Raw genomic sequence first — 19525 nt, forward strand, 5'->3', positions numbered from 1 at the left:
GGGTTCGGTTAAGCCGCACACCAAGTTCACTGCAGAAGTTTACGTTCTGAGCAAGGAAGAAGGCGGCCGTCATACTCCGTTCTTCAAAGGCTACCGTCCACAGTTCTACTTCCGTACTACTGACGTGACTGGTAACTGCGAGCTGCCAGAAGGCGTTGAAATGGTAATGCCAGGTGACAACATTCAGATGACTGTTACCCTGATCAAAACCATCGCGATGGAAGATGGCCTGCGTTTCGCTATCCGTGAAGGCGGTCGTACCGTCGGCGCTGGCGTCGTAGCCAAAATCATCGAGTAAGCCTCTTTTTAGAGTCGGCTTGATGAATTGAAAAAGCCCCCGCTTAGCGGGGGCTTTTTTATTGGGTTGACACCTATCTGGGGCGTCTATAGAATTGCGCCTCCTTTTAACGGGCGTATTGCGCTCGGTGGGAATAGCAGCCGGAGTCTGAAATCCAATGCAAAATCAGCAAATCCGTATCAGGTTGAAGGCTTTTGACCATCGCCTGATCGACCAATCCACCCAGGAAATCGTGGAAACCGCGAAACGTACTGGTGCTCAAGTGCGTGGTCCAATTCCACTGCCTACCCGTAAAGAGCGGTTCACCGTTCTGGTCTCCCCGCACGTCAACAAAGACGCGCGTGATCAGTACGAGATCCGTACTCATAAGCGCGTTCTGGACATCGTCCAGCCAACGGATAAAACCGTTGATGCTCTTATGAAGCTTGATCTTGCGGCCGGTGTGGAAGTGCAGATCAGCCTCGGCTAAGACTCGGTCTTAGTCGTGTAACGCTCTGAAATGGGCGGCCATAGCGGGTGAAAGCCCCGTACACTCATGAGGTTTACAACATGACTATTGGTGTAGTCGGTCGTAAATGCGGTATGACCCGTATTTTCACCGAAGAAGGTGTCTCCATTCCGGTCACGGTCATTGAGATCGAACCGAATCGCGTCACCCAGTTCAAAACTGAAGAGACCGATGGCTATCGTGCAGTGCAAGTCACTGTAGGCGAGCGTCGTGCTTCGCGTGTTACAGCTGCTCAAGCTGGCCACTTCGCTAAAGCGAACGTTGCCGCTGGTCGTACCGTAATGGAATTCCGTCTTGAAGAAGGCGAGTACCAGGCCGGCGATCTGATCAACGCTGAAATCTTCGCCGCTGGTCAACTGGTTGATGTAACCGGTCAGTCCAAGGGTAAAGGCTTCCAGGGTACGATCAAGCGTTGGAACTTCCGCGGGCAAGATAATACCCACGGTAACTCCGTGTCCCACCGCGTTCCAGGCTCTATCGGCCAGTGCCAGACTCCTGGTCGTGTATTCAAGGGCAAAAAAATGTCCGGTCATATGGGCGCTGAGCGCGTGACCGTGCAGTCCCTCGAAGTAGTGCGCGTGGACGCTGAACGCAATCTGTTGTTGGTCAAGGGCGCTGTTCCTGGCGCTACTGGCGGCAACTTGGTTGTACGTCCAGCAGCCAAGGCTCGCGGTTAAGGGGAAGCTGACATGCAATTAAATGTAAATGACGCTCAAGCGATCGAAGTTTCCGAACTGACATTTGGCGGCGAATTCAACGAGACGCTGGTTCACCAAGCAGTCGTGGCCTACATGGCCGGCGGCCGTCAGGGTTCCAAGCAGCAAAAGACCCGTTCCGACGTTCGTGGTGGCGGTAAGCGCCCATGGCGTCAGAAAGGTACTGGCCGTGCTCGTGCCGGTACTATCCGTAGCCCAATCTGGCGTGGCGGCGGTACCACTTTCGCAGCTCGTCCTCAGGATCACACCCAGAAGCTGAACAAGAAGATGTATCGCGCAGCAATGCGTTCCATCCTTGCTGAGCTGGTGCGTACTGATCGTCTGGTCGTGGTTCAGGACTTCGCTGTTGATGCACCGAAGACCAAAGATCTGCTGAACAAACTGACCGGCATGGGCTTGACTGACGTCTTGATCGTGTCTGAAGTCGTTGATCAGAACCTGTACCTGGCTGCTCGTAACCTGCCACACGTTGATGTACGTGACGTGCAAGGTTCCGATCCAGTTAGTCTGATCGCATACGACAAGGTGTTGATCACCGTGTCGGCCGTGAAGAAATTCGAGGAGCTGCTGGGATGAACCAGGAACGCGTATTTAAAGTTCTGCTTGGCCCGCACGTTTCCGAGAAGGCTACGGTTCTGGCTGACAAGAAAGGCCAGTTCGTTTTCAAGGTTGCAACTGACGCAACCAAGCTGGAAATCAAGAAGGCCGTCGAAAGCCTGTTCAGCGTGAAAGTAGAGCGTGTTACTACCCTGAATGTTCTGGGTAAGAGCAAGCGCACTGCTCGCGGTCTGGGCAAGCGTAATGACTGGAAGAAGGCAGTTATCTCCCTTCAGCCAGGCCAAGATCTCGATTTCAGCAGCAGTGCTGAGTAAGGAAGGGGTGCATCATGGCAATCGTTAAATGCAAACCGACTTCCCCTGGCCGCCGTTTTGTGGTCAAGGTGGTCAACCAGGAGCTGCATAAAGGCGCTCCTCACGCACCGCTGCTCGAGAAAAAATCGAAGACTGGTGGTCGTAACAACAATGGTCGCATTACCACTCGTCACATCGGTGGTGGCCATAAGCAGCATTATCGTCTGGTCGATTTCCGTCGCAACGACAAAGATGGCATCTCTGCCACTGTCGAGCGTATCGAATACGATCCAAACCGCACTGCTCACATCGCTCTGCTGCTGTACGCAGATGGCGAGCGTCGCTACATCATCGCCCCTAAAGGCGTGAGTGCTGGTGACCAGCTGATCGCAGGTGCTCTGGCACCGATCAAGCCGGGCAACGCTCTGCAACTGCGTAACATTCCAGTTGGTAGCACCGTACACGGCATCGAATTGAAGCCAGGTAAAGGCGCGCAAATCGCTCGTTCCGCTGGTGCTTCTGCTCAGCTGATCGCTCGTGAAGGTGTCTACGTGACCCTGCGTCTGCGTTCTGGTGAGATGCGTAAAGTGCTGGCTGAATGCCGCGCGACCCTGGGTGAAGTCTCGAACTCCGAGCACAGCCTGCGTTCGCTGGGTAAAGCTGGTGCCAAACGCTGGCGTGGCGTTCGCCCAACCGTTCGTGGTGTTGCCATGAACCCGGTTGACCACCCACATGGTGGTGGTGAAGGTCGTACCTCTGGTGGTCGTCATCCGGTATCGCCATGGGGCTTCCCGACTAAGGGCGCGAAGACTCGTGGTAATAAGCGTACCGACAAAATGATCGTCCGTCGTCGCAAGTAAATAGAGGGATACGACAGTGCCACGTTCTCTGAAAAAAGGTCCTTTTATCGATCTTCACCTACTGAAGAAGATCGAAGTGGCGGCGGAAAAGAATGATCGCAAACCGGTGAAAACCTGGTCGCGTCGTTCGATGATCCTGCCACAAATGGTCGGTTTGACCATCGCAGTACACAACGGTCGTCAACACGTCCCAGTTCTCGTTAACGAAGACATGGTCGGCCACAAACTGGGCGAGTTCGCCGGTACCCGCACTTATCGTGGGCACGTGGCAGACAAGAAAGCCAAGCGTTAAGGGGTTAGGAAATGGAAGTAGCCGCTAAGTTGTCGGGCGCTCGAATCTCCGCCCAGAAAGCCCGCTTGGTCGCCGACCAGATCCGCGGGAAGAAGGTGGGCGAAGCGCTCAACTTGTTGGCTTTCAGCAGTAAGAAAGCCGCCGAGATCATGAAGAAAGTGCTGGAGTCGGCCGTAGCCAACGCCGAGCATAACGAAGGCGCAGACGTTGATGACCTTAAAGTCAGCACCGTTTTCGTCAACGAAGGGCGTTCGCTGAAGCGCATCATGCCACGTGCCAAAGGCCGTGCTGATCGCATCGTCAAGCGGTCTTGCCATATCACTGTCAAGGTTGCTGACAAGTAACGGAGTCGAAGAGATGGGTCAGAAAGTACATCCCATTGGCATTCGCCTGGGAATCGTCAAGGAGCACACCTCCGTCTGGTACGCAGACGGTCGGACTTATGCGGACTATTTGTTCGCTGATCTGAAGGTGCGCGAGTATCTCCAAGACAAACTAAAAAGCGCGTCCGTAAGCCGTATCGATATCCATCGTCCGGCTCAGACTGCACGTATCACTATCCACACCGCTCGTCCAGGTATCGTTATCGGGAAGAAAGGTGAAGATGTTGAGAAACTGCGTCAGGACCTGACCAAGCAAATGGGTGTGCCTGTGCACATCAATATCGAAGAGATCCGCAAGCCGGAGCTCGACGGTATGCTGGTTGCGCAGAGCGTAGCTCAGCAGCTGGAGCGTCGCGTAATGTTCCGTCGCGCTATGAAGCGCGCTGTTCAGAACGCCATGCGCATTGGTGCCAAAGGCATCAAAATCCAAGTGAGCGGTCGTCTCGGCGGTGCTGAAATCGCACGTACTGAATGGTATCGCGAAGGTCGTGTGCCACTGCACACCCTGCGTGCCGACATCGACTATGCCAACTACGAAGCTCACACCACTTACGGTGTGATCGGTGTAAAGGTTTGGATCTTCAAAGGCGAAGTAATTGGTGGTCGCCAAGAAGAACTGAAACCACAAGCACCAGCGCCTCGTAAAAAAGCTGCTAAGTAAGGGGTACGCCAAATGTTGCAACCAAAGCGTACGAAGTTCCGCAAGCAGATGACAGGCCACAACCGTGGTCTGGCACAGCGCGGTAGCAAAGTCAGCTTCGGCGAATATGCGCTGAAGTCTGTAGCTCGTGGTCGTCTCACCGCTCGTCAGATCGAGTCAGCGCGTCGTGCTCTGACCCGTCACGTTAAACGTGGCGGCAAGATCTGGATCCGTGTATTCCCGGACAAGCCTATTTCCAAAAAGCCCCTCGAAGTTCGTATGGGTAAAGGTAAGGGTAGTGTGGAGTACTGGGTTGCCCAGATTCAGCCAGGCAAAGTCCTGTATGAAATCGAGGGTGTTTCTGAAGAGCTGGCGCGTGAGGCTTTTGCCCTGGCTGCTGCAAAGCTGCCGCTCGCCACCGCCTTTGTTAAACGGACGGTGATGTGATGAAAGCGAATGAACTTCGTGAAAAATCCGCACAGCAGCTGAACGAGCAACTGCTCGGCTTGCTGCGCGACCAGTTCAATCTGCGTATGCAGAAAGCAACTGGCCAGTTGGGGCAGTCTCATCTGCTCTCGCAAGTTAAGCGTGACATCGCTCGCGTGAAGACTGTGCTCAACCAGCAGGCAGGTAAGTAATCATGGCTGAAGCCGAAAAAACTGTCCGTACGCTGACTGGCCGTGTTGTCAGCGACAAGATGGACAAAACCATCACCGTACTGATCGAGCGTCGCGTTAAGCACCCGATCTACGGTAAATACGTTAAGCGTTCGACTAAGCTGCACGCGCACGACGAAACCAATCAGTGCCACATCGGCGACAAAGTCACTATTCGTGAAACTCGTCCTTTGGCCAAGACCAAGTCTTGGGCGCTGGTTGATGTTCTCGAACGCGCTGTGGAAGTCTAAGGACTAGGGGTCGGAGAAATTATATGATTCAGACTCAATCCATGCTCGATGTGGCCGATAACAGCGGCGCTCGCCGTGTTATGTGCATCAAGGTGCTGGGTGGCTCCCATCGTCGTTACGCTGGTATCGGTGACATCATCAAAGTTACCGTGAAGGAAGCAATTCCTCGCGGTAAAGTGAAAAAAGGCCAAGTGATGACTGCTGTTGTAGTCCGCACTCGTCACGGCGTACGTCGTGCTGATGGCTCCATTATCCGCTTTGATGGCAACGCTGCTGTTCTTCTGAACAACAAGCAAGAGCCGATCGGCACCCGTATCTTTGGGCCAGTGACCCGTGAACTTCGTACTGAGAAGTTCATGAAGATCGTCTCGCTCGCCCCAGAAGTGCTGTAAGGAGATCCGACATGCAAAAGATTCGTCGTGACGACGAGATCATCGTGATCGCCGGCAAAGACAAAGGTAAGCGCGGTAAGGTGCTTAAGGTTCTCGCTAACAACCGTCTGGTTATTGGCGGTCTGAACCTGGTCAAGCGTCATACCAAGCCTAACCCGATGTCGGGCGTACAAGGCGGTATCGTCGAAAAAGAAGCTCCACTGGACGCTTCTAACGTCGCCATTTTCAACGGCGAAACCAACAAGGCTGACCGCGTTGGTTTCAAAGTAGAAGACGGCAAGAAAATTCGTGTCTTCAAGTCGACCCAAAAAGCGGTTGATGCTTGAACACTGCTAGGTAGAAGACCATGGCACGACTAAAAGAGATTTACTGGAAGGAAATCGCACCGAAACTTAAGGAAGAACTTAAGCTTTCGAACGTGATGGAAGTTCCACGCGTTACAAAAATCACCCTGAACATGGGTCTGGGCGAAGCAGTCGGTGACAAAAAAGTCATCGAACACGCTGTTGCCGACCTGGAAAAGATCACCGGCCAGAAAGTCGTTGTGACCTACGCTCGGAAATCCATCGCTGGCTTTAAAGTCCGTGAAGGTTGGCCGATCGGAGTCAAAGTGACCCTGCGCCGTGAGCGTATGTACGAGTTCCTGGATCGTCTGCTGTCGATCTCCCTGCCTCGGGTTCGCGACTTCCGCGGCCTGAATGCCAAGTCCTTCGATGGTCGTGGTAACTACAGCATGGGCGTTAAAGAGCAGATCATCTTCCCGGAAATCGACTACGACAAGATCGATGCTCTCCGCGGTCTGGACATTACCCTGACCACCACTGCCAAGAACGATGATGAAGGTCGCGCCCTGTTGCGTGCTTTCAAATTCCCGTTCCGCAACTGATTGGAGTAGGAAAATGGCCAAGATGAGCATGAAAAACCGCGAGCTGAAGCGTCAGCTCACGGTTGCCAAGTACGCCAAAAAGCGTGCAGCACTGAAAGCTATCATCGTTGATCTGAACGCAAGTCCAGAAGCACGTTGGGAAGCTACAGTAGCTCTGCAGAAGCAGCCACGTGACGCAAGCGCCTCGCGCATGCGTAACCGCTGCCGCCTGACCGGTCGTCCACACGGCGTTTACCGCAAGTTCGGCCTCGGCCGTAACAAGCTGCGTGAAGCTGCAATGCGTGGTGACGTACCTGGTCTGGTTAAAGCCAGCTGGTAAGCACTGTCAAAGTCTCGGTGTCCAGGATCGCAAGATCCTGACCGCCGGTGACCTTGAACTTGAATCAAGCCCCTTTTGGGGCTTGATTCATTTGTGGGGTGTGTCTAGAATATCCGGCTCGCCTGAGCCCGTGCTTTTTCCGCATGGATGAGCTCGGCGACAAGTAGTAGCCGCAAGGCTAATTTTTTTGTATTAGGAGCGTCTAGCCCATGAGTATGCAGGACCCGTTAGCGGACATGCTAACTCGAATCCGTAATGCCCAGATGGCTGAAAAGTCCGTCGTAAGCATGCCATCTTCTACTTTGAAGGTAGCTGTTGCCAAAGTCCTGAAGGACGAAGGTTACATTGCGGGTTATCAGATCAGCAGCGAAATCAAGCCACTGCTGTCCATCGAGCTGAAGTACTTCGAAGGCCGTCCGGTCATCGAAGAAGTGAAGCGCGTTAGCCGTCCAGGCCTGCGTCAGTACAAGTCCGTCGATGATCTGCCAAAAGTTCGTGGCGGTCTCGGTGTGTCTATCGTCTCCACCAACAAAGGTGTGATGACGGATCGTGCTGCGCGCGCTGCCGGTGTCGGCGGCGAAGTTCTTTGCACTGTGTTCTAAGGGGGGATAAGCATGTCACGCGTCGCTAAGAACCCCGTTAAGCTGCCAGCCGGTGTCGAAGTCAAATTCGCAGGCCAACAGCTTTCGGTGAAGGGTGCCAAGGGCACTCTCGAACTGAACATCCATTCGTCCGTTGAGATCGTTGAAGAAGCTGGTGAGCTGCGTTTCGCTGCTCGCAATGGCGATCAACAAACTCGCGCAATGGCAGGTACCACTCGTGCGTTGGTAAACAACATGGTCCAAGGCGTAAGCCAAGGCTTCGAGCGCAAGCTCCAGCTGGTCGGTGTTGGTTACAAAGCGCAAGCAAAAGGCACAGTGCTGAACCTGGCTCTTGGCTTCTCGCACCCAGTGGATTATGAACTGCCGGAAGGCATCACCGCTGAGACTCCTAGCCAGACCGATATCCTGATCAAGGGCATCGATAAGCAGCTGGTAGGTCAAGTGGCCGCCGAGATCCGCGACTTCCGTCCACCAGAGCCGTACAAAGGCAAAGGTGTGCGCTACGCGGACGAAGTCGTCCGTCGTAAAGAAGCCAAGAAGAAGTAGGGCATAGCAAATGACCGACAAAAAAGTTACTCGACTGCGTCGCGCTCGCAAAGCACGCCTGAAAATGCACGAACTCGAAGTCGTGCGTCTCTGCGTGTTCCGCTCGTCGCAGCACATCTACGCCCAGGTCATTTCGGCCGACGGCAACAAAGTCCTGGCATCTGCCTCGACTTTGGATAAAGAACTGCGTGATGGCGCCACTGGCAACATCGACGCGGCCACTAAGGTTGGCCAGCTGGTCGCTACGCGTGCTAAAGCCGCTGGCGTCTCGCAGGTGGCTTTCGACCGCTCTGGCTTCAAGTATCACGGCCGCGTCAAGGCGCTGGCTGATGCTGCTCGTGAAGCTGGGCTGGAGTTCTAAGTTATGTCAAATAACGACCAAAAGCGCGACGAAGGCTACATCGAGAAGCTGGTTCAAGTTAACCGCGTAGCCAAAACCGTTAAAGGCGGCCGTATCTTCACTTTCACCGCGTTGACCGTGGTTGGTGATGGTAAAGGGCGTGTTGGCTTCGGCCGTGGCAAGTCGCGTGAAGTGCCTGCTGCGATCCAGAAGGCAATGGAAGCTGCTCGCCGCAACATGATCCAAGTTGACCTGAACGGCACCACTCTGCAGTACGCAATGAAGTCCGGTCACGGCGCTTCGAAGGTGTACATGCAGCCTGCTTCTGAAGGTACCGGTATCATCGCTGGCGGCGCTATGCGTGCTGTCCTCGAAGTTGCTGGCGTTCAGAACGTTCTGGCCAAGTGCTACGGCTCGACTAACCCGGTAAACGTGGTTCACGCCACTTTCAAAGGTTTGAAAGCTATGCAGTCTCCTGAATCCATTGCCGCCAAGCGTGGCAAAAGCGTCAAGGAGATCTTCTGATCATGGCTACCGTTAAAGTTACGCTGATCAAAAGCATGACCGGCCGTATCCCTAACCACAAACTGTGCGTTAAGGGTCTGGGTCTGCGTCGCATCGGTCACACTGTAGAAGTACTTGATACTCCCGAGAATCGCGGGATGATCAACAAGGCTTACTACATGCTGCGTGTCGAGGGTTAATCGATGAAACTCAATGATCTGAGTCCAGCGCCGGGTTCCCGTCGCGAAAAGCATCGTCCGGGCCGTGGTATCGGTAGTGGTTTGGGCAAGACCGGTGGCCGTGGCCACAAAGGTCAGTCCTCCCGCTCCGGTGGCACCATTGCTCCAGGCTTTGAAGGCGGTCAACAGCCGCTGCATCGTCGCCTGCCGAAGTTCGGTTTCGTTTCCCTGAAAGCCATGGACCGCGCAGAAGTGCGTCTGTCCGAGCTGGCTAAAGTGGAAGGCGACATCGTCACCGTGCAGTCCCTGAAAGATGCCAACGTGATCAACGTCAACGTACAGCGTGTGAAAATCATGCTGTCCGGCGAAGTTACTCGCGCTGTTACCATCGGAAAGGGAATCGGCGCCACCAAAGGTGCGCGTGCGGCTATCGAAGCAGCTGGCGGCAAGTTCGAGGAATAAATGGCTAAGCAAGGTGCTCTCTCTGCGCTCGGCAAAGGCGGTATGTCTGAACTCTGGGCTCGTCTGCGTTTTCTGTTCCTGGCGATTATCGTCTACCGAATAGGCGCACACATCCCGGTTCCAGGTATCAACCCGGACCGACTCGCGGACCTGTTTCGACAGAATGAGGGGACCATTCTTAGCTTGTTCAACATGTTTTCCGGCGGCGCGCTGGAGCGGATGAGCATCTTTGCACTGGGGATCATGCCGTACATTTCGGCATCGATCATCATGCAACTGATGACCGCCGTCAGCCCGCAGCTGGAGCAGTTGAAGAAGGAAGGTGAAGCTGGCCGTCGCAAGATCAGCCAGTACACCCGCTACGGCACTGTCGTCCTCGCTCTCGTCCAGGCAATTGGCATGTCCATTGGTCTGGCAGGGCAGGGCGTTGCGTTCACTGGTGACTTTGGCTTCCATTTCGTCGCGGTATCCACTTTTGTGGCTGGTGCGATGTTCATGATGTGGCTGGGTGAGCAGATTACTGAGCGTGGTGTTGGCAACGGTATCTCGATGTTGATTTTTTCGGGTATCGTCGCCGGTCTTCCGAGAGCGATCGGGCAGTCTTTCGAGTCTGCACGTCAGGGTGATATCAACATCTTCGCCCTGGTTGCCATCGGTTTGCTGGCAGTAGCGATTATCGGTTTCGTGGTGTTCATTGAGCGTGGTCAGCGTCGTATTGCTGTTCACTACGCCAAGCGTCAGCAGGGCCGTAAGGTCTTTGCTGCGCAGACTAGCCACTTGCCGCTGAAGGTGAACATGGCCGGTGTTATTCCGGCCATTTTCGCGAGCAGCATTTTGCTGTTCCCGGCTTCGTTGGGTGCCTGGTTTGGTCAGTCTGAAGGTATGGGCTGGTTGCAGGACATCTCGCAGTCGATCGCTCCTGGTCAGCCGTTGAATATTCTGCTGTTTAGTGCAGGGATTATTTTCTTCTGCTTCTTCTATACGGCGTTGATGTTCAATCCGAAAGACGTAGCGGAAAACCTGAAGAAGTCCGGTGCCTTTATTCCGGGCATCCGTCCAGGTGAGCAGTCTGCGCGCTACATTGACGGCGTTCTGACCCGCTTGACCATGTTCGGTGCTCTTTACATGACGGCCGTGTGCTTGTTGCCCCAGTTCCTGGTGGTTGCAGCAAACGTACCGTTCTACCTTGGCGGGACCTCGTTGCTGATCGTCGTCGTGGTTGTGATGGACTTCATGTCCCAAGTACAATCGCACCTCGTTTCGCACCAGTACGAATCCCTGATGAAGAAAGCCAACCTGAAGGGTTACGGCAGCGGCATGTTGCGCTGAGTACCCATAAGGTTCGAGGAGTTGGTGATGAAAGTTCGTGCATCGGTGAAAAAGCTGTGCCGTAACTGCAAAATTATTCGCCGCGAAGGTGTTGTTCGAGTAATTTGCAGCGCGGAACCGCGTCACAAACAGCGCCAAGGCTGAGTGTGATTGTGCTTCAAGCCCGGTAGCTAGTGCGCTACCGGGTTGATTATTTGTTATTACAGCGATATTATCTCGCGCCCTATTTCTTGGCTTCCGGGGCGTAGGTAGCTGTCAATTGGAGTCCCACTGAATGGCCCGTATTGCAGGCGTTAACATTCCAGATAACAAGCATACTGTTATCTCGCTGACCTACATCTATGGTGTTGGTCGCACTACTGCACAGAAGATCTGTGCAGTGACTGGGGTAAACCCAGCCGCAAAGATCAAAGATCTGAGCGACGAGCAGATTGAACAGCTGCGTGGCGAAGTGGCGAAGTTCACCACTGAAGGTGACCTGCGTCGCGAAATCAACATGAAAATCAAGCGTTTGATGGACCTCGGTTGCTATCGCGGTCTGCGTCATCGTCGTGGTCTTCCAGTGCGCGGTCAGCGTACCAAGACTAACGCGCGTACCCGTAAAGGTCCGCGTAAGCCGATCCGCAAGTAATCGCCCCCGCGAATCGACAGGAAAATTATCATGGCAAAACCTGCTGCTCGTCCTCGTAAAAAAGTTAAAAAGACAGTGGTTGATGGCATCGCCCACATCCATGCATCTTTTAACAACACAATCGTGACCATCACCGACCGTCAAGGCAACGCTCTTTCCTGGGCTACCTCCGGTGGTTCGGGTTTCCGCGGTTCCCGCAAGTCCACCCCGTTTGCTGCTCAAGTAGCTGCTGAACGTGCTGGTCAAGCTGCGCTGGAATACGGTCTGAAAAACCTCGACGTTAACGTCAAAGGTCCAGGCCCAGGTCGTGAATCTGCAGTCCGCGCTTTGAACGGCTGTGGCTACAAGATCGCCAGCATCACCGACGTGACGCCAATCCCGCACAACGGGTGCCGTCCGCCGAAGAAGCGCCGCGTGTAATCCAGGAGATTGTAAAGAATGGCTCGTTACATTGGTCCAAAATGCAAACTCGCTCGTCGCGAAGGCACCGATCTCTTTCTGAAGAGCGGCGTGCGCGCGATCGAATCGAAGTGCAACATTGAAGCAGCACCTGGTATCCACGGCCAACGCCGCGGTCGCCAGTCCGATTACGGCACCCAACTGCGTGAAAAGCAGAAGGTCCGTCGTATCTACGGCGTTCTCGAGCGTCAATTCAGCGGCTACTACAAAGAAGCTGCTGGCAAGAAAGGTGCAACCGGTGAAAACCTGCTGCAACTGCTCGAATGCCGTCTGGACAACGTTGTATACCGTATGGGTTTTGGCTCTACTCGTGCCGAATCCCGTCAGCTGGTATCGCACAAATCCGTCAGCGTTAACGGTCAGACCGTAAACGTACCGTCGTACCAGGTTCGTGCTGGTGACGTGGTCGCGATTCGCGAGAAAGCAAAGAACCAACTTCGCATTGTCCAAGCTCTCGATCTGTGTGCCCAACGTGGCCGCGTAGAATGGGTAGAAGTAGACACTGAGAAGAAGTCGGGCGTTTTCAAGAACGTTCCAGCTCGCAGTGATCTGTCCGCCGACATCAACGAAAGCCTGATTGTCGAGCTCTACTCCAAGTAAGGGCTAGAAAATAGGTGCATCCATGCAGATTTCGGTAAATGAGTTCCTGACACCCCGCCACATTGATGTGCAGGTTGTCAGTCCAACCCGCGCCAAGATCACTCTCGAGCCTCTCGAGCGTGGTTTCGGCCACACCCTGGGCAACGCGCTGCGCCGCATCCTGTTGTCCTCAATGCCCGGCTGTGCAGTAGTCGAGGCCGAGATTGACGGTGTACTCCATGAGTACAGCGCCATCGAAGGCGTACAGGAAGACGTAATTGAAATCCTGTTGAACCTTAAAGGTCTGGCTATCAAGCTGCACGGTCGTGACGAAGTTACGCTGACCTTGTCGAAGAAGGGTTCGGGGGTGGTTACCGCTGCCGATATTCAGCTGGATCATGATGTCGAGATCGTTAACCCCGATCACGTAATCGCTAACCTGGCGTCTAACGGCGCCCTGAACATGAAGCTCACCGTAGCTCGTGGTCGTGGTTATGAACCGGCAGACTCGCGTCAGAGCGATGAAGACGAAAGCCGCAGCATCGGTCGCTTGCAGCTTGACTCTTCGTTCAGCCCGGTTCGCCGTATCGCATACGTGGTGGAAAACGCCCGTGTCGAGCAGCGTACTAACCTGGACAAGCTGGTTATTGATCTGGAAACCAACGGTACTCTGGATCCTGAAGAGGCTATCCGTCGCGCTGCAACCATTCTGCAACAGCAGTTGGCTGCGTTCGTCGATCTCAAAGGTGACAGTGAGCCAGTGGTTGTCGAGCAGGAAGACGAGATCGATCCGATCCTGCTTCGCCCGGTTGACGATCTGGAACTGACTGTACGTTCGGCTAACTGCCTTAAGGCGGAAAACATCTACTACATCGGTGACCTGATTCAGCGTACCGAAGTAGAGCTGTTGAAGACTCCGAACCTTGGCAAGAAATCCTTGACTGAAATCAAGGACGTTCTGGCCTCCCGCGGTCTGTCCCTCGGCATGCGCCTCGACAACTGGCCGCCTGCAAGTCTTAAGAAGGACGACAAGGCGACTGCCTGATCGTCGTAATCACCGAACGTCGTGTTTGGTAAGGAATGAACCATGCGTCATCGTAAAAGTGGTCGTCACCTGAGCCGCACTAGCTCGCACCGCAAGGCCATGTTTCAAAACATGGCAGTGTCGCTGTTCGAGCACGAGCTGATCAAAACTACACTGCCGAAAGCTAAAGAACTGCGTCGCGTTGCTGAGCCGCTGATCACTTTGGCCAAGACAGACAGCCTGGCTAACCGCCGTCTGGCTTTCGACCGTACTCGTTCGAAAGCTATCGTTGGTAAGCTCTTCAACGACCTGGGCAAGCGTTACGCTACCCGTGAGGGTGGCTACCTGCGCATCCTCAAGTGCGGCTTCCGCACTGGCGACAACGCGCCTATGGCGTACGTCGAGTTGGTTGATCGTGCTACTGCCGGCGAAGCTGTAACCGCCGAGTAAGACGTCAGTCTGAAACGAAAAACCGGGCCTAGTGCCCGGTTTTTTGTGCCTGTAAAAAACGCGCGGTTTATACAATCTTTCCTGCGGTCCATGCCGTCATTCTGTTAACGGCTTCATTGGTAGTATTTTTCTATTGATCTCTGCAAATTAATGAATTTGTAGCCTTCTTGATCAATGGTCAATACTGCGTCCCAAGCCGATTAGCCGGCAGTTATAGACTGACAAAGGAAGAGAACGCATGAGCCAAAGTAAAACGCTTACCACCGCCAGTGGCGCTCCTGTCGCCGATAACCAGAATTCCCGTTCCGCCGGCCCTCGTGGCCCGCTGCTGCTCGACGACTTTCACCTTATCGAGAAGCTTGCCCACTTCAATCGCGAAAACATCCCGGAACGCCGTGTACACGCCAAGGGCTCGGGCGCCTACGGTACGTTCACCGTTACGCGTGACATCACTCAGTACACCAGCGCCAAGCTGTTTGAGTCCGTCGGCAAGCAAACCCTGACTTTTCTGCGGTTCTCCACCGTTGGCGGTGAGCGAGGTTCGGCCGATACCGAGCGCGATCCACGGGGTTTCGCCCTGAAGTTCTACACCGAAGAAGGTAACTGGGACATCGTCGGCAACAATACGCCTGTGTTCTTCATTCGCGATCCTTTGAAATTCCCGGACTTCATCCACACGCAAAAGCGCCTGCCGCAAAGCAATCTGAAAAGTGCGCAGATGATGTGGGACTTCTGGTCGCATTCGCCTGAGGCGCTGCACCAAGTCACCATTCTGTTCTCCGATCGGGGCATTCCTGATGGCTACCGTCACATGCACGGCTTTGGCAGCCACACCTACAGCCTGATCAACGCCAATGGCAAGCGGCACTGGGTGAAATGGCACTACAAAACCAAACAAGGAATCAAAAACCTCGTCCCGGCAGAAGCTGCACGCCTGGCGGGTACCGATCCTGATTACGCCCAGCGCGATCTGTTCGGCGCGATCGAGCGCGGTGACTTCCCGAAATGGCGCGTGTGCGTACAAATCATGACGGAAGCTCAAGCGACGGCGCACTACGAGAACCCGTTCGATGTCACCAAAACCTGGTCGCAGAAAGAGTTTCCACTGATCGAAGTGGGTGAACTGGAGCTCAACCGCAATCCGCTGAATTACTTTGCTGAAGTCGAGCAAGCGGCGTTCGGTCCGAGCAACCTGGTCCCAGGTGTCGGCTTGTCGCCTGACCGCATGCTGCAAGGTCGCGTATTTGCTTACGCGGATGCTCATCGCTACCGCATTGGCACCAATCACCAGCAACTGCCGGTGAATGCGCCTCGCAGCCCGGTGAACAGCTACCAGCGCGATGGTTCGATGGCGTTTGGCAGTAATGGCGGGGCGGCTCCCAACTATGAGCCAAACAGCTACGTTGATGCACCGAAGCAAGCGCCTCGTTATGCAGAGCCGCCATTGGCACTGAGCGGCGCGGCTGATCGTTACGATCACCGCGAAGACACCGACTACTACAGCCACGCCGGTGCGTTGTTCCGCTTGATGAGCGACGAGCAGAAGGCGCTGCTGGTCAACAACATTGCCGGCGCAATGGCCGGGGTTTCCAGCGATGTGGTAGACCGTCAATTGCAGCACTTCTACAAAGCTGATCCTGCGTATGGAGAAGCAATCGCAAAGCTGGTCAACGTACAGCTTAACGAAGTCTGAATGAGAAGCAGAACCGCCCTCGATTGGGCGGTTTTTGCGTTATTTAAACCATTTTTCTCAGAATTTCTTCGCTTTTATCGCGCAAACGGGGTGACCAATCAGTCGTCCTGGCTCAAACTACAAACTTTCAAGCAGGGAGATGTAGGGCGATGCAAGGCCACCCAGACGTAATCGATTACCTCAACACGTTGCTGACCGGCGAACTGGCGGCGCGTGATCAATATTTCGTGCATTCGCGGATGTATGAGGACTGGGGTTTCACCAAGCTCTACGAACGTATCAATCACGAGATGGAAGAAGAAGCCGGGCACGCTGATGCCCTGATGCGCCGAATTCTGATGCTCGAAGGCACGCCGCGCATGCGTCCGGACGACCTTGATGTCGGCACTACCGTGCCGGACATGCTCGCCGCTGACCTGCGACTGGAATACAAAGTCCGCGCCGCACTCTGCAAGGGCATCAAGCTCTGCGAGCAGCACAAGGACTATGTCAGCCGCGAAATGCTGCGGGTTCAATTGCATGACACCGAAGAAGACCACACCTACTGGCTTGAAAAGCAGATGGGCCTGATCAAGCTGATCGGTCTCGAGAACTACCTGCAATCGCACGCCTGATTCCACCGAATACAAAAAGGCCCCTGTCACCGACAAAGTGACAGGGGCTTTTTCATGGCCGTGATTCAGGCCTTGTCGCGTGCCAACAACGGCTTGAGATAAAAGCCGGTGTGAGACTGCTTCATTTCCGACACTTCTTCCGGTGTGCCGACCGCAATGATCTGCCCGCCCTTGGAGCCGCCCTCTGGACCAAGGTCCACCAACCAGTCAGCAGTCTTGATCACGTCCAGGTTATGCTCGATCACCACCACCGTGTTGCCGTGGTCGCGAAGGCGATGCAATACATCGAGCAGTTGCTGAATGTCCGCGAAGTGCAGGCCAGTGGTTGGCTCATCGAGGATATACAGAGTCTTGCCGGTATCGCGCTTGGACAGTTCGCGGGACAGTTTCACCCGTTGCGCCTCACCACCGGACAGCGTGGTCGCCGATTGCCCCAGCTTGATGTACGACAAGCCCACATCCATTAGCGTCTGAAGCTTACGTGCCAGCGCCGGCACCGCGTCGAAGAACACCCGGGCTTCCTCGATGGTCATCTCGAGGGTTTCGTGGATGCTCTTGCCCTTGTACTTGATCTCAAGGGTTTCACGGTTGTAACGCTTGCTCTTGCAGACGTCGCACGGAACGTAGATGTCGGGCAGGAAGTGCATTTCTACCTTGATCAATCCGTCGCCCTGACAGGCTTCGCAACGTCCGCCCTTCACGTTGAAGGAGAAACGTCCCGGCCCGTAGCCCCGCGAGCGAGATTCCGGCACGCCGGCGAACAGCTCGCGAATCGGTGTGAACAGCCCGGTGTAGGTGGCAGGGTTCGAGCGCGGCGTCCGGCCGATCGGGCTTTGATCGATGTCGACGACCTTGTCCAGATGCTCCAGGCCCTTGATGCTGTCATGGGCAGCAGCTTCCAGCGTTGTCGCACCGTTAAGTGCCGTAGCGCTCAGGGGAAACAGCGTGTTGTTGATCAGCGTCGACTTGCCGGAACCGGACACGCCGGTCACGCAGGTCAGCAGGCCGATCGGGATGTCTAGGTCGACGTTGCGCAAGTTGTTGCCGCGAGCGCCCTTGAGGGACAGCGACAGCTTCTTGTTACGCGGTGTGCGCTTGGCCGGAACGGCGATCTTCACCCTGCCCGACAAGTATTTGCCGGTCAAGGAGTCAGGATGAGCCATGACCTCGGCTGGTGTACCTTCGGCGACGATATGCCCGCCGTGTACGCCAGCGCCCGGGCCGATATCCACAACATAGTCAGCCAGACGAATAGCGTCTTCGTCGTGCTCGACCACAATCACCGTGTTACCGATGTCGCGCAGGTGCTTGAGCGTGCCCAGCAGTCGATCGTTGTCCCGTTGATGAAGGCCAATCGACGGTTCGTCGAGGATGTACAGAACGCCCACAAGACCGGCGCCAATCTGGCTGGCGAGTCGAATCCGCTGAGCTTCACCGCCGGACAAGGTATCGGCACTGCGATCCAGCGACAGGTAATCGAGACCCACGTTGACCAGGAACTGCAGGCGCTCGCGGATTTCCTTGAGAATCTTGTCGGCAATTTCGCCACGGCGGCCTGTCAGCTTCAGCACGCCGAAGTACTCACAGGCGTCACCAATCGGCAGATTCGTCACCGCTGGCAGGGTTTTCTCGCCTACCCAAACATGCCGCGCCTCACGACGCAGGCGAGTGCCACGGCAATCCGGGCAAGGCTGGGTGCTGAGGAACTTGGCCAGCTCTTCACGCACCGAAGCGGATTCGGTTTCGCGGTAGCGGCGTTCAAGGTTCGGCACGATGCCTTCAAACGGGTGCGAGCGTTTGACGATGTCGCCACGGTCGTTCAGGTATTTGAAATCGACGTTCTGCGAACCGCTGCCGTGCAGGATGAATTTCTGCTGATCGGCCGGCAGTTCGTTGAACGGCACTTCCAGGCTGAATTTGTAGTGAGATGCCAACGACCCGAGCATCTGGAAGTAATAGACGTTGCGCCTGTCCCAGCCGCGAATCGCGCCCTCGGCCAGTGTCAGCTCGCCGTTGACCAAGCGCTTGATGTCGAAAAACTGCTTCACACCCAGGCCATCACAAGTCGGGCAGGCGCCGGCCGGGTTGTTGAACGAGAACAGCTTGGGTTCCAGCTCGCTGATGGCGTGGCCACAGATCGGGCACGCGAAGCGGGCGGAGAAGATCATCTCTTCACCCGGTTCGTCATCCATCGGCGCTACCAACGCAATGCCGTCCGCCAGCTTCAGCGCGGTCTCGAACGATTCGGCCAGACGCTGTTGCAGATCGGCGCGGACCTTGAAGCGGTCGACCACGACATCGATCGAGTGCTTCTTCTGTTTATCCAGCTTCGGCAGCTCGTCCAGTTCGCAGAGCCGGCCATTGACCCGGGCCCGCACAAAGCCTTGCGCGCGTAGTTCTTCAAACACCGACAGGTGTTCGCCTTTGCGCTCGCGGATCACCGGCGCCAGCAGCATCAGTTTGCTGCCTTCCGGCTGGGCGAGGACCAGGTCGACCATCTGGCTGACGGTCTGCGCTTCCAGCGGAATGTCGTGATCCGGGCAGCGCGGAATACCCACGCGCGCATACAACAGGCGCAGGTAATCATAGATTTCGGTGATGGTGCCGACCGTCGAGCGCGGGTTGTGCGAGGTCGACTTCTGTTCGATGGAAATGGCTGGCGACAAACCTTCGATGGTGTCGACGTCAGGCTTTTCCATCATCGACAAAAACTGCCGGGCATAAGCCGACAGCGATTCGACGTAGCGACGCTGGCCTTCGGCGTACAGCGTGTCGAATGCCAGGGACGATTTGCCGGATCCGGACAGGCCGGTGATGACGATCAGCTTGTCCCGTGGCAGGGTCAGGTCGATGTTCTTCAGGTTGTGGGTCCGGGCCCCACGAATCAGGATCTTGTCCAAAGTGGCCTCGCTTGGCGGGCGTCGAAAACGTAGGAGTATACGGCCAAATACTGGATGGATGCACACTATCAAACGAACGGGTTGATGTCTTACATGAAGAGTCTGTCAGCGGAGCGCGTCAAAGCGTCGCGATATACCCTGTCAATCGATGGGACTGGTAG

Annotated in this window: 31 protein-coding genes and 1 pseudogene; 31 read left to right on the forward strand and 1 reads right to left on the reverse strand. The window is 55.3% G+C overall.

The features are described from left to right. The 31 genes and pseudogenes from EAH78_RS30580 to bfr all read left to right on the forward strand — a co-directional run. A pseudogene (locus EAH78_RS30580) lies at window positions 1–298 on the forward strand (hypothetical protein); the annotation flags it as partial. Window positions 299–455: 157 nt separating this feature from the next. Continuing rightward, window positions 456–767: a 30S ribosomal protein S10 gene (gene rpsJ, locus EAH78_RS30585; protein ID WP_003186070.1), complete on the forward strand. Its 312-nt coding sequence runs from the start codon at window positions 456–458 to the stop codon at window positions 765–767. A gap of 80 nt (window positions 768–847) precedes the next feature. Then, complete coding sequence (rplC, locus tag EAH78_RS30590; RefSeq protein ID WP_003186059.1) at window positions 848–1483, forward strand: 50S ribosomal protein L3; 636 nt, start codon at window positions 848–850, stop codon at window positions 1481–1483. A gap of 12 nt (window positions 1484–1495) precedes the next feature. Further along, entirely contained in the window at window positions 1496–2098 is a 603-nt protein-coding gene (gene rplD, locus EAH78_RS30595; RefSeq protein ID WP_007896707.1) for a 50S ribosomal protein L4, read from the forward strand. Then, window positions 2095–2394, forward strand: coding sequence for a 50S ribosomal protein L23 (rplW, locus tag EAH78_RS30600; protein ID WP_002555488.1), 300 nt, complete (start codon window positions 2095–2097; stop codon window positions 2392–2394). The genes rplD and rplW overlap by 4 nt, the downstream gene beginning before the upstream one ends. 14 nt (window positions 2395–2408) lie before the next feature. Continuing rightward, entirely contained in the window at window positions 2409–3233 is an 825-nt protein-coding gene (rplB, locus tag EAH78_RS30605; RefSeq protein ID WP_003176423.1) for a 50S ribosomal protein L2, read from the forward strand. Between the two features lie 16 nt (window positions 3234–3249). Next, the gene (gene rpsS / locus EAH78_RS30610; RefSeq protein ID WP_002555486.1) at window positions 3250–3525 is read left to right on the forward strand and encodes a 30S ribosomal protein S19; all 276 of its coding nucleotides are present in this window, start codon (window positions 3250–3252) and stop codon (window positions 3523–3525) included. Window positions 3526–3536: 11 nt separating this feature from the next. Next, complete coding sequence (gene rplV, locus EAH78_RS30615) at window positions 3537–3869, forward strand: 50S ribosomal protein L22 (protein WP_003103908.1); 333 nt, start codon at window positions 3537–3539, stop codon at window positions 3867–3869. A gap of 13 nt (window positions 3870–3882) precedes the next feature. Next, on the forward strand, window positions 3883–4569 hold the full coding sequence (gene rpsC, locus EAH78_RS30620; protein WP_003176422.1) for a 30S ribosomal protein S3: 687 nt from the start codon (window positions 3883–3885) through the stop codon (window positions 4567–4569). Between the two features lie 12 nt (window positions 4570–4581). Continuing rightward, on the forward strand, window positions 4582–4995 hold the full coding sequence (gene rplP / locus EAH78_RS30625) for a 50S ribosomal protein L16 (RefSeq protein WP_007943783.1): 414 nt from the start codon (window positions 4582–4584) through the stop codon (window positions 4993–4995). Beyond that, entirely contained in the window at window positions 4995–5186 is a 192-nt protein-coding gene (rpmC, locus tag EAH78_RS30630) for a 50S ribosomal protein L29 (protein ID WP_002555481.1), read from the forward strand. The genes rplP and rpmC overlap by 1 nt, the downstream gene beginning before the upstream one ends. A 2-nt stretch (window positions 5187–5188) precedes the next feature. Continuing rightward, window positions 5189–5455: a 30S ribosomal protein S17 gene (gene rpsQ / locus EAH78_RS30635; RefSeq protein ID WP_003176419.1), complete on the forward strand. Its 267-nt coding sequence runs from the start codon at window positions 5189–5191 to the stop codon at window positions 5453–5455. Between the two features lie 23 nt (window positions 5456–5478). Further along, entirely contained in the window at window positions 5479–5847 is a 369-nt protein-coding gene (gene rplN, locus EAH78_RS30640) for a 50S ribosomal protein L14 (RefSeq protein ID WP_002555479.1), read from the forward strand. Window positions 5848–5858: 11 nt separating this feature from the next. Beyond that, on the forward strand, window positions 5859–6173 hold the full coding sequence (gene rplX, locus EAH78_RS30645; RefSeq protein ID WP_003176416.1) for a 50S ribosomal protein L24: 315 nt from the start codon (window positions 5859–5861) through the stop codon (window positions 6171–6173). Between the two features lie 20 nt (window positions 6174–6193). Then, the gene (gene rplE / locus EAH78_RS30650; RefSeq protein WP_003176415.1) at window positions 6194–6733 is read left to right on the forward strand and encodes a 50S ribosomal protein L5; all 540 of its coding nucleotides are present in this window, start codon (window positions 6194–6196) and stop codon (window positions 6731–6733) included. A 13-nt stretch (window positions 6734–6746) separates the two neighbouring features. After that, the gene (rpsN, locus tag EAH78_RS30655) at window positions 6747–7052 is read left to right on the forward strand and encodes a 30S ribosomal protein S14 (protein ID WP_003176414.1); all 306 of its coding nucleotides are present in this window, start codon (window positions 6747–6749) and stop codon (window positions 7050–7052) included. 209 nt (window positions 7053–7261) lie between these two features. After that, a complete protein-coding gene (gene rpsH / locus EAH78_RS30660) occupies window positions 7262–7654 on the forward strand; it encodes a 30S ribosomal protein S8 (protein WP_003186040.1) in 393 nt (130 codons plus the stop codon). Between the two features lie 12 nt (window positions 7655–7666). After that, a complete protein-coding gene (gene rplF / locus EAH78_RS30665; RefSeq protein ID WP_003176412.1) occupies window positions 7667–8200 on the forward strand; it encodes a 50S ribosomal protein L6 in 534 nt (177 codons plus the stop codon). Window positions 8201–8210: 10 nt separating this feature from the next. Next, entirely contained in the window at window positions 8211–8561 is a 351-nt protein-coding gene (rplR, locus tag EAH78_RS30670; protein ID WP_003186037.1) for a 50S ribosomal protein L18, read from the forward strand. Between the two features lie 3 nt (window positions 8562–8564). Further along, window positions 8565–9065, forward strand: coding sequence for a 30S ribosomal protein S5 (rpsE, locus tag EAH78_RS30675; RefSeq protein WP_007943782.1), 501 nt, complete (start codon window positions 8565–8567; stop codon window positions 9063–9065). A gap of 2 nt (window positions 9066–9067) precedes the next feature. Continuing rightward, window positions 9068–9244 (forward strand): 50S ribosomal protein L30, encoded by a 177-nt coding sequence (gene rpmD, locus EAH78_RS30680; RefSeq protein ID WP_003186033.1) that lies wholly within the window; start codon window positions 9068–9070, stop codon window positions 9242–9244. Window positions 9245–9247: 3 nt separating this feature from the next. After that, window positions 9248–9685: a 50S ribosomal protein L15 gene (gene rplO, locus EAH78_RS30685; protein ID WP_007896782.1), complete on the forward strand. Its 438-nt coding sequence runs from the start codon at window positions 9248–9250 to the stop codon at window positions 9683–9685. Further along, window positions 9686–11014 (forward strand): preprotein translocase subunit SecY, encoded by a 1329-nt coding sequence (gene secY / locus EAH78_RS30690; protein ID WP_003228718.1) that lies wholly within the window; start codon window positions 9686–9688, stop codon window positions 11012–11014. 27 nt (window positions 11015–11041) lie between these two features. After that, window positions 11042–11158, forward strand: coding sequence for a 50S ribosomal protein L36 (gene rpmJ, locus EAH78_RS30695; protein WP_002555468.1), 117 nt, complete (start codon window positions 11042–11044; stop codon window positions 11156–11158). A 130-nt stretch (window positions 11159–11288) separates the two neighbouring features. Then, a complete protein-coding gene (gene rpsM / locus EAH78_RS30700) occupies window positions 11289–11645 on the forward strand; it encodes a 30S ribosomal protein S13 (protein ID WP_003186020.1) in 357 nt (118 codons plus the stop codon). 30 nt (window positions 11646–11675) lie between these two features. Continuing rightward, window positions 11676–12065 carry a 30S ribosomal protein S11 gene (rpsK, locus tag EAH78_RS30705; protein ID WP_002555466.1) on the forward strand — a complete coding sequence of 130 codons (390 nt, stop codon included), beginning with the start codon at window positions 11676–11678 and terminating at the stop codon, window positions 12063–12065. 18 nt (window positions 12066–12083) lie between these two features. Further along, entirely contained in the window at window positions 12084–12704 is a 621-nt protein-coding gene (gene rpsD / locus EAH78_RS30710; protein WP_003210056.1) for a 30S ribosomal protein S4, read from the forward strand. A 22-nt stretch (window positions 12705–12726) separates the two neighbouring features. Further along, window positions 12727–13728, forward strand: coding sequence for a DNA-directed RNA polymerase subunit alpha (locus EAH78_RS30715; RefSeq protein ID WP_003186012.1), 1002 nt, complete (start codon window positions 12727–12729; stop codon window positions 13726–13728). A 42-nt stretch (window positions 13729–13770) separates the two neighbouring features. Beyond that, window positions 13771–14157 (forward strand): 50S ribosomal protein L17, encoded by a 387-nt coding sequence (gene rplQ, locus EAH78_RS30720; protein ID WP_140671918.1) that lies wholly within the window; start codon window positions 13771–13773, stop codon window positions 14155–14157. Between the two features lie 238 nt (window positions 14158–14395). After that, window positions 14396–15850, forward strand: coding sequence for a catalase (locus tag EAH78_RS30725; protein WP_140671920.1), 1455 nt, complete (start codon window positions 14396–14398; stop codon window positions 15848–15850). A gap of 149 nt (window positions 15851–15999) precedes the next feature. Further along, window positions 16000–16464, forward strand: coding sequence for a bacterioferritin (gene bfr, locus EAH78_RS30730; RefSeq protein WP_007943775.1), 465 nt, complete (start codon window positions 16000–16002; stop codon window positions 16462–16464). A gap of 65 nt (window positions 16465–16529) precedes the next feature. Here the strand turns inward: bfr and uvrA are convergent, their stop codons facing one another. Further along, window positions 16530–19364 (reverse strand): excinuclease ABC subunit UvrA, encoded by a 2835-nt coding sequence (uvrA, locus tag EAH78_RS30735; protein WP_123433348.1) that lies wholly within the window; start codon window positions 19362–19364, stop codon window positions 16530–16532. Between the last annotated feature and the right edge of the window lie 161 nt (window positions 19365–19525).

Origin of the sequence: Pseudomonas arsenicoxydans, assembly GCF_006438915.1 — a bacterium.
GTDB classification, from domain to species: domain Bacteria; phylum Pseudomonadota; class Gammaproteobacteria; order Pseudomonadales; family Pseudomonadaceae; genus Aquipseudomonas; species Aquipseudomonas arsenicoxydans_A.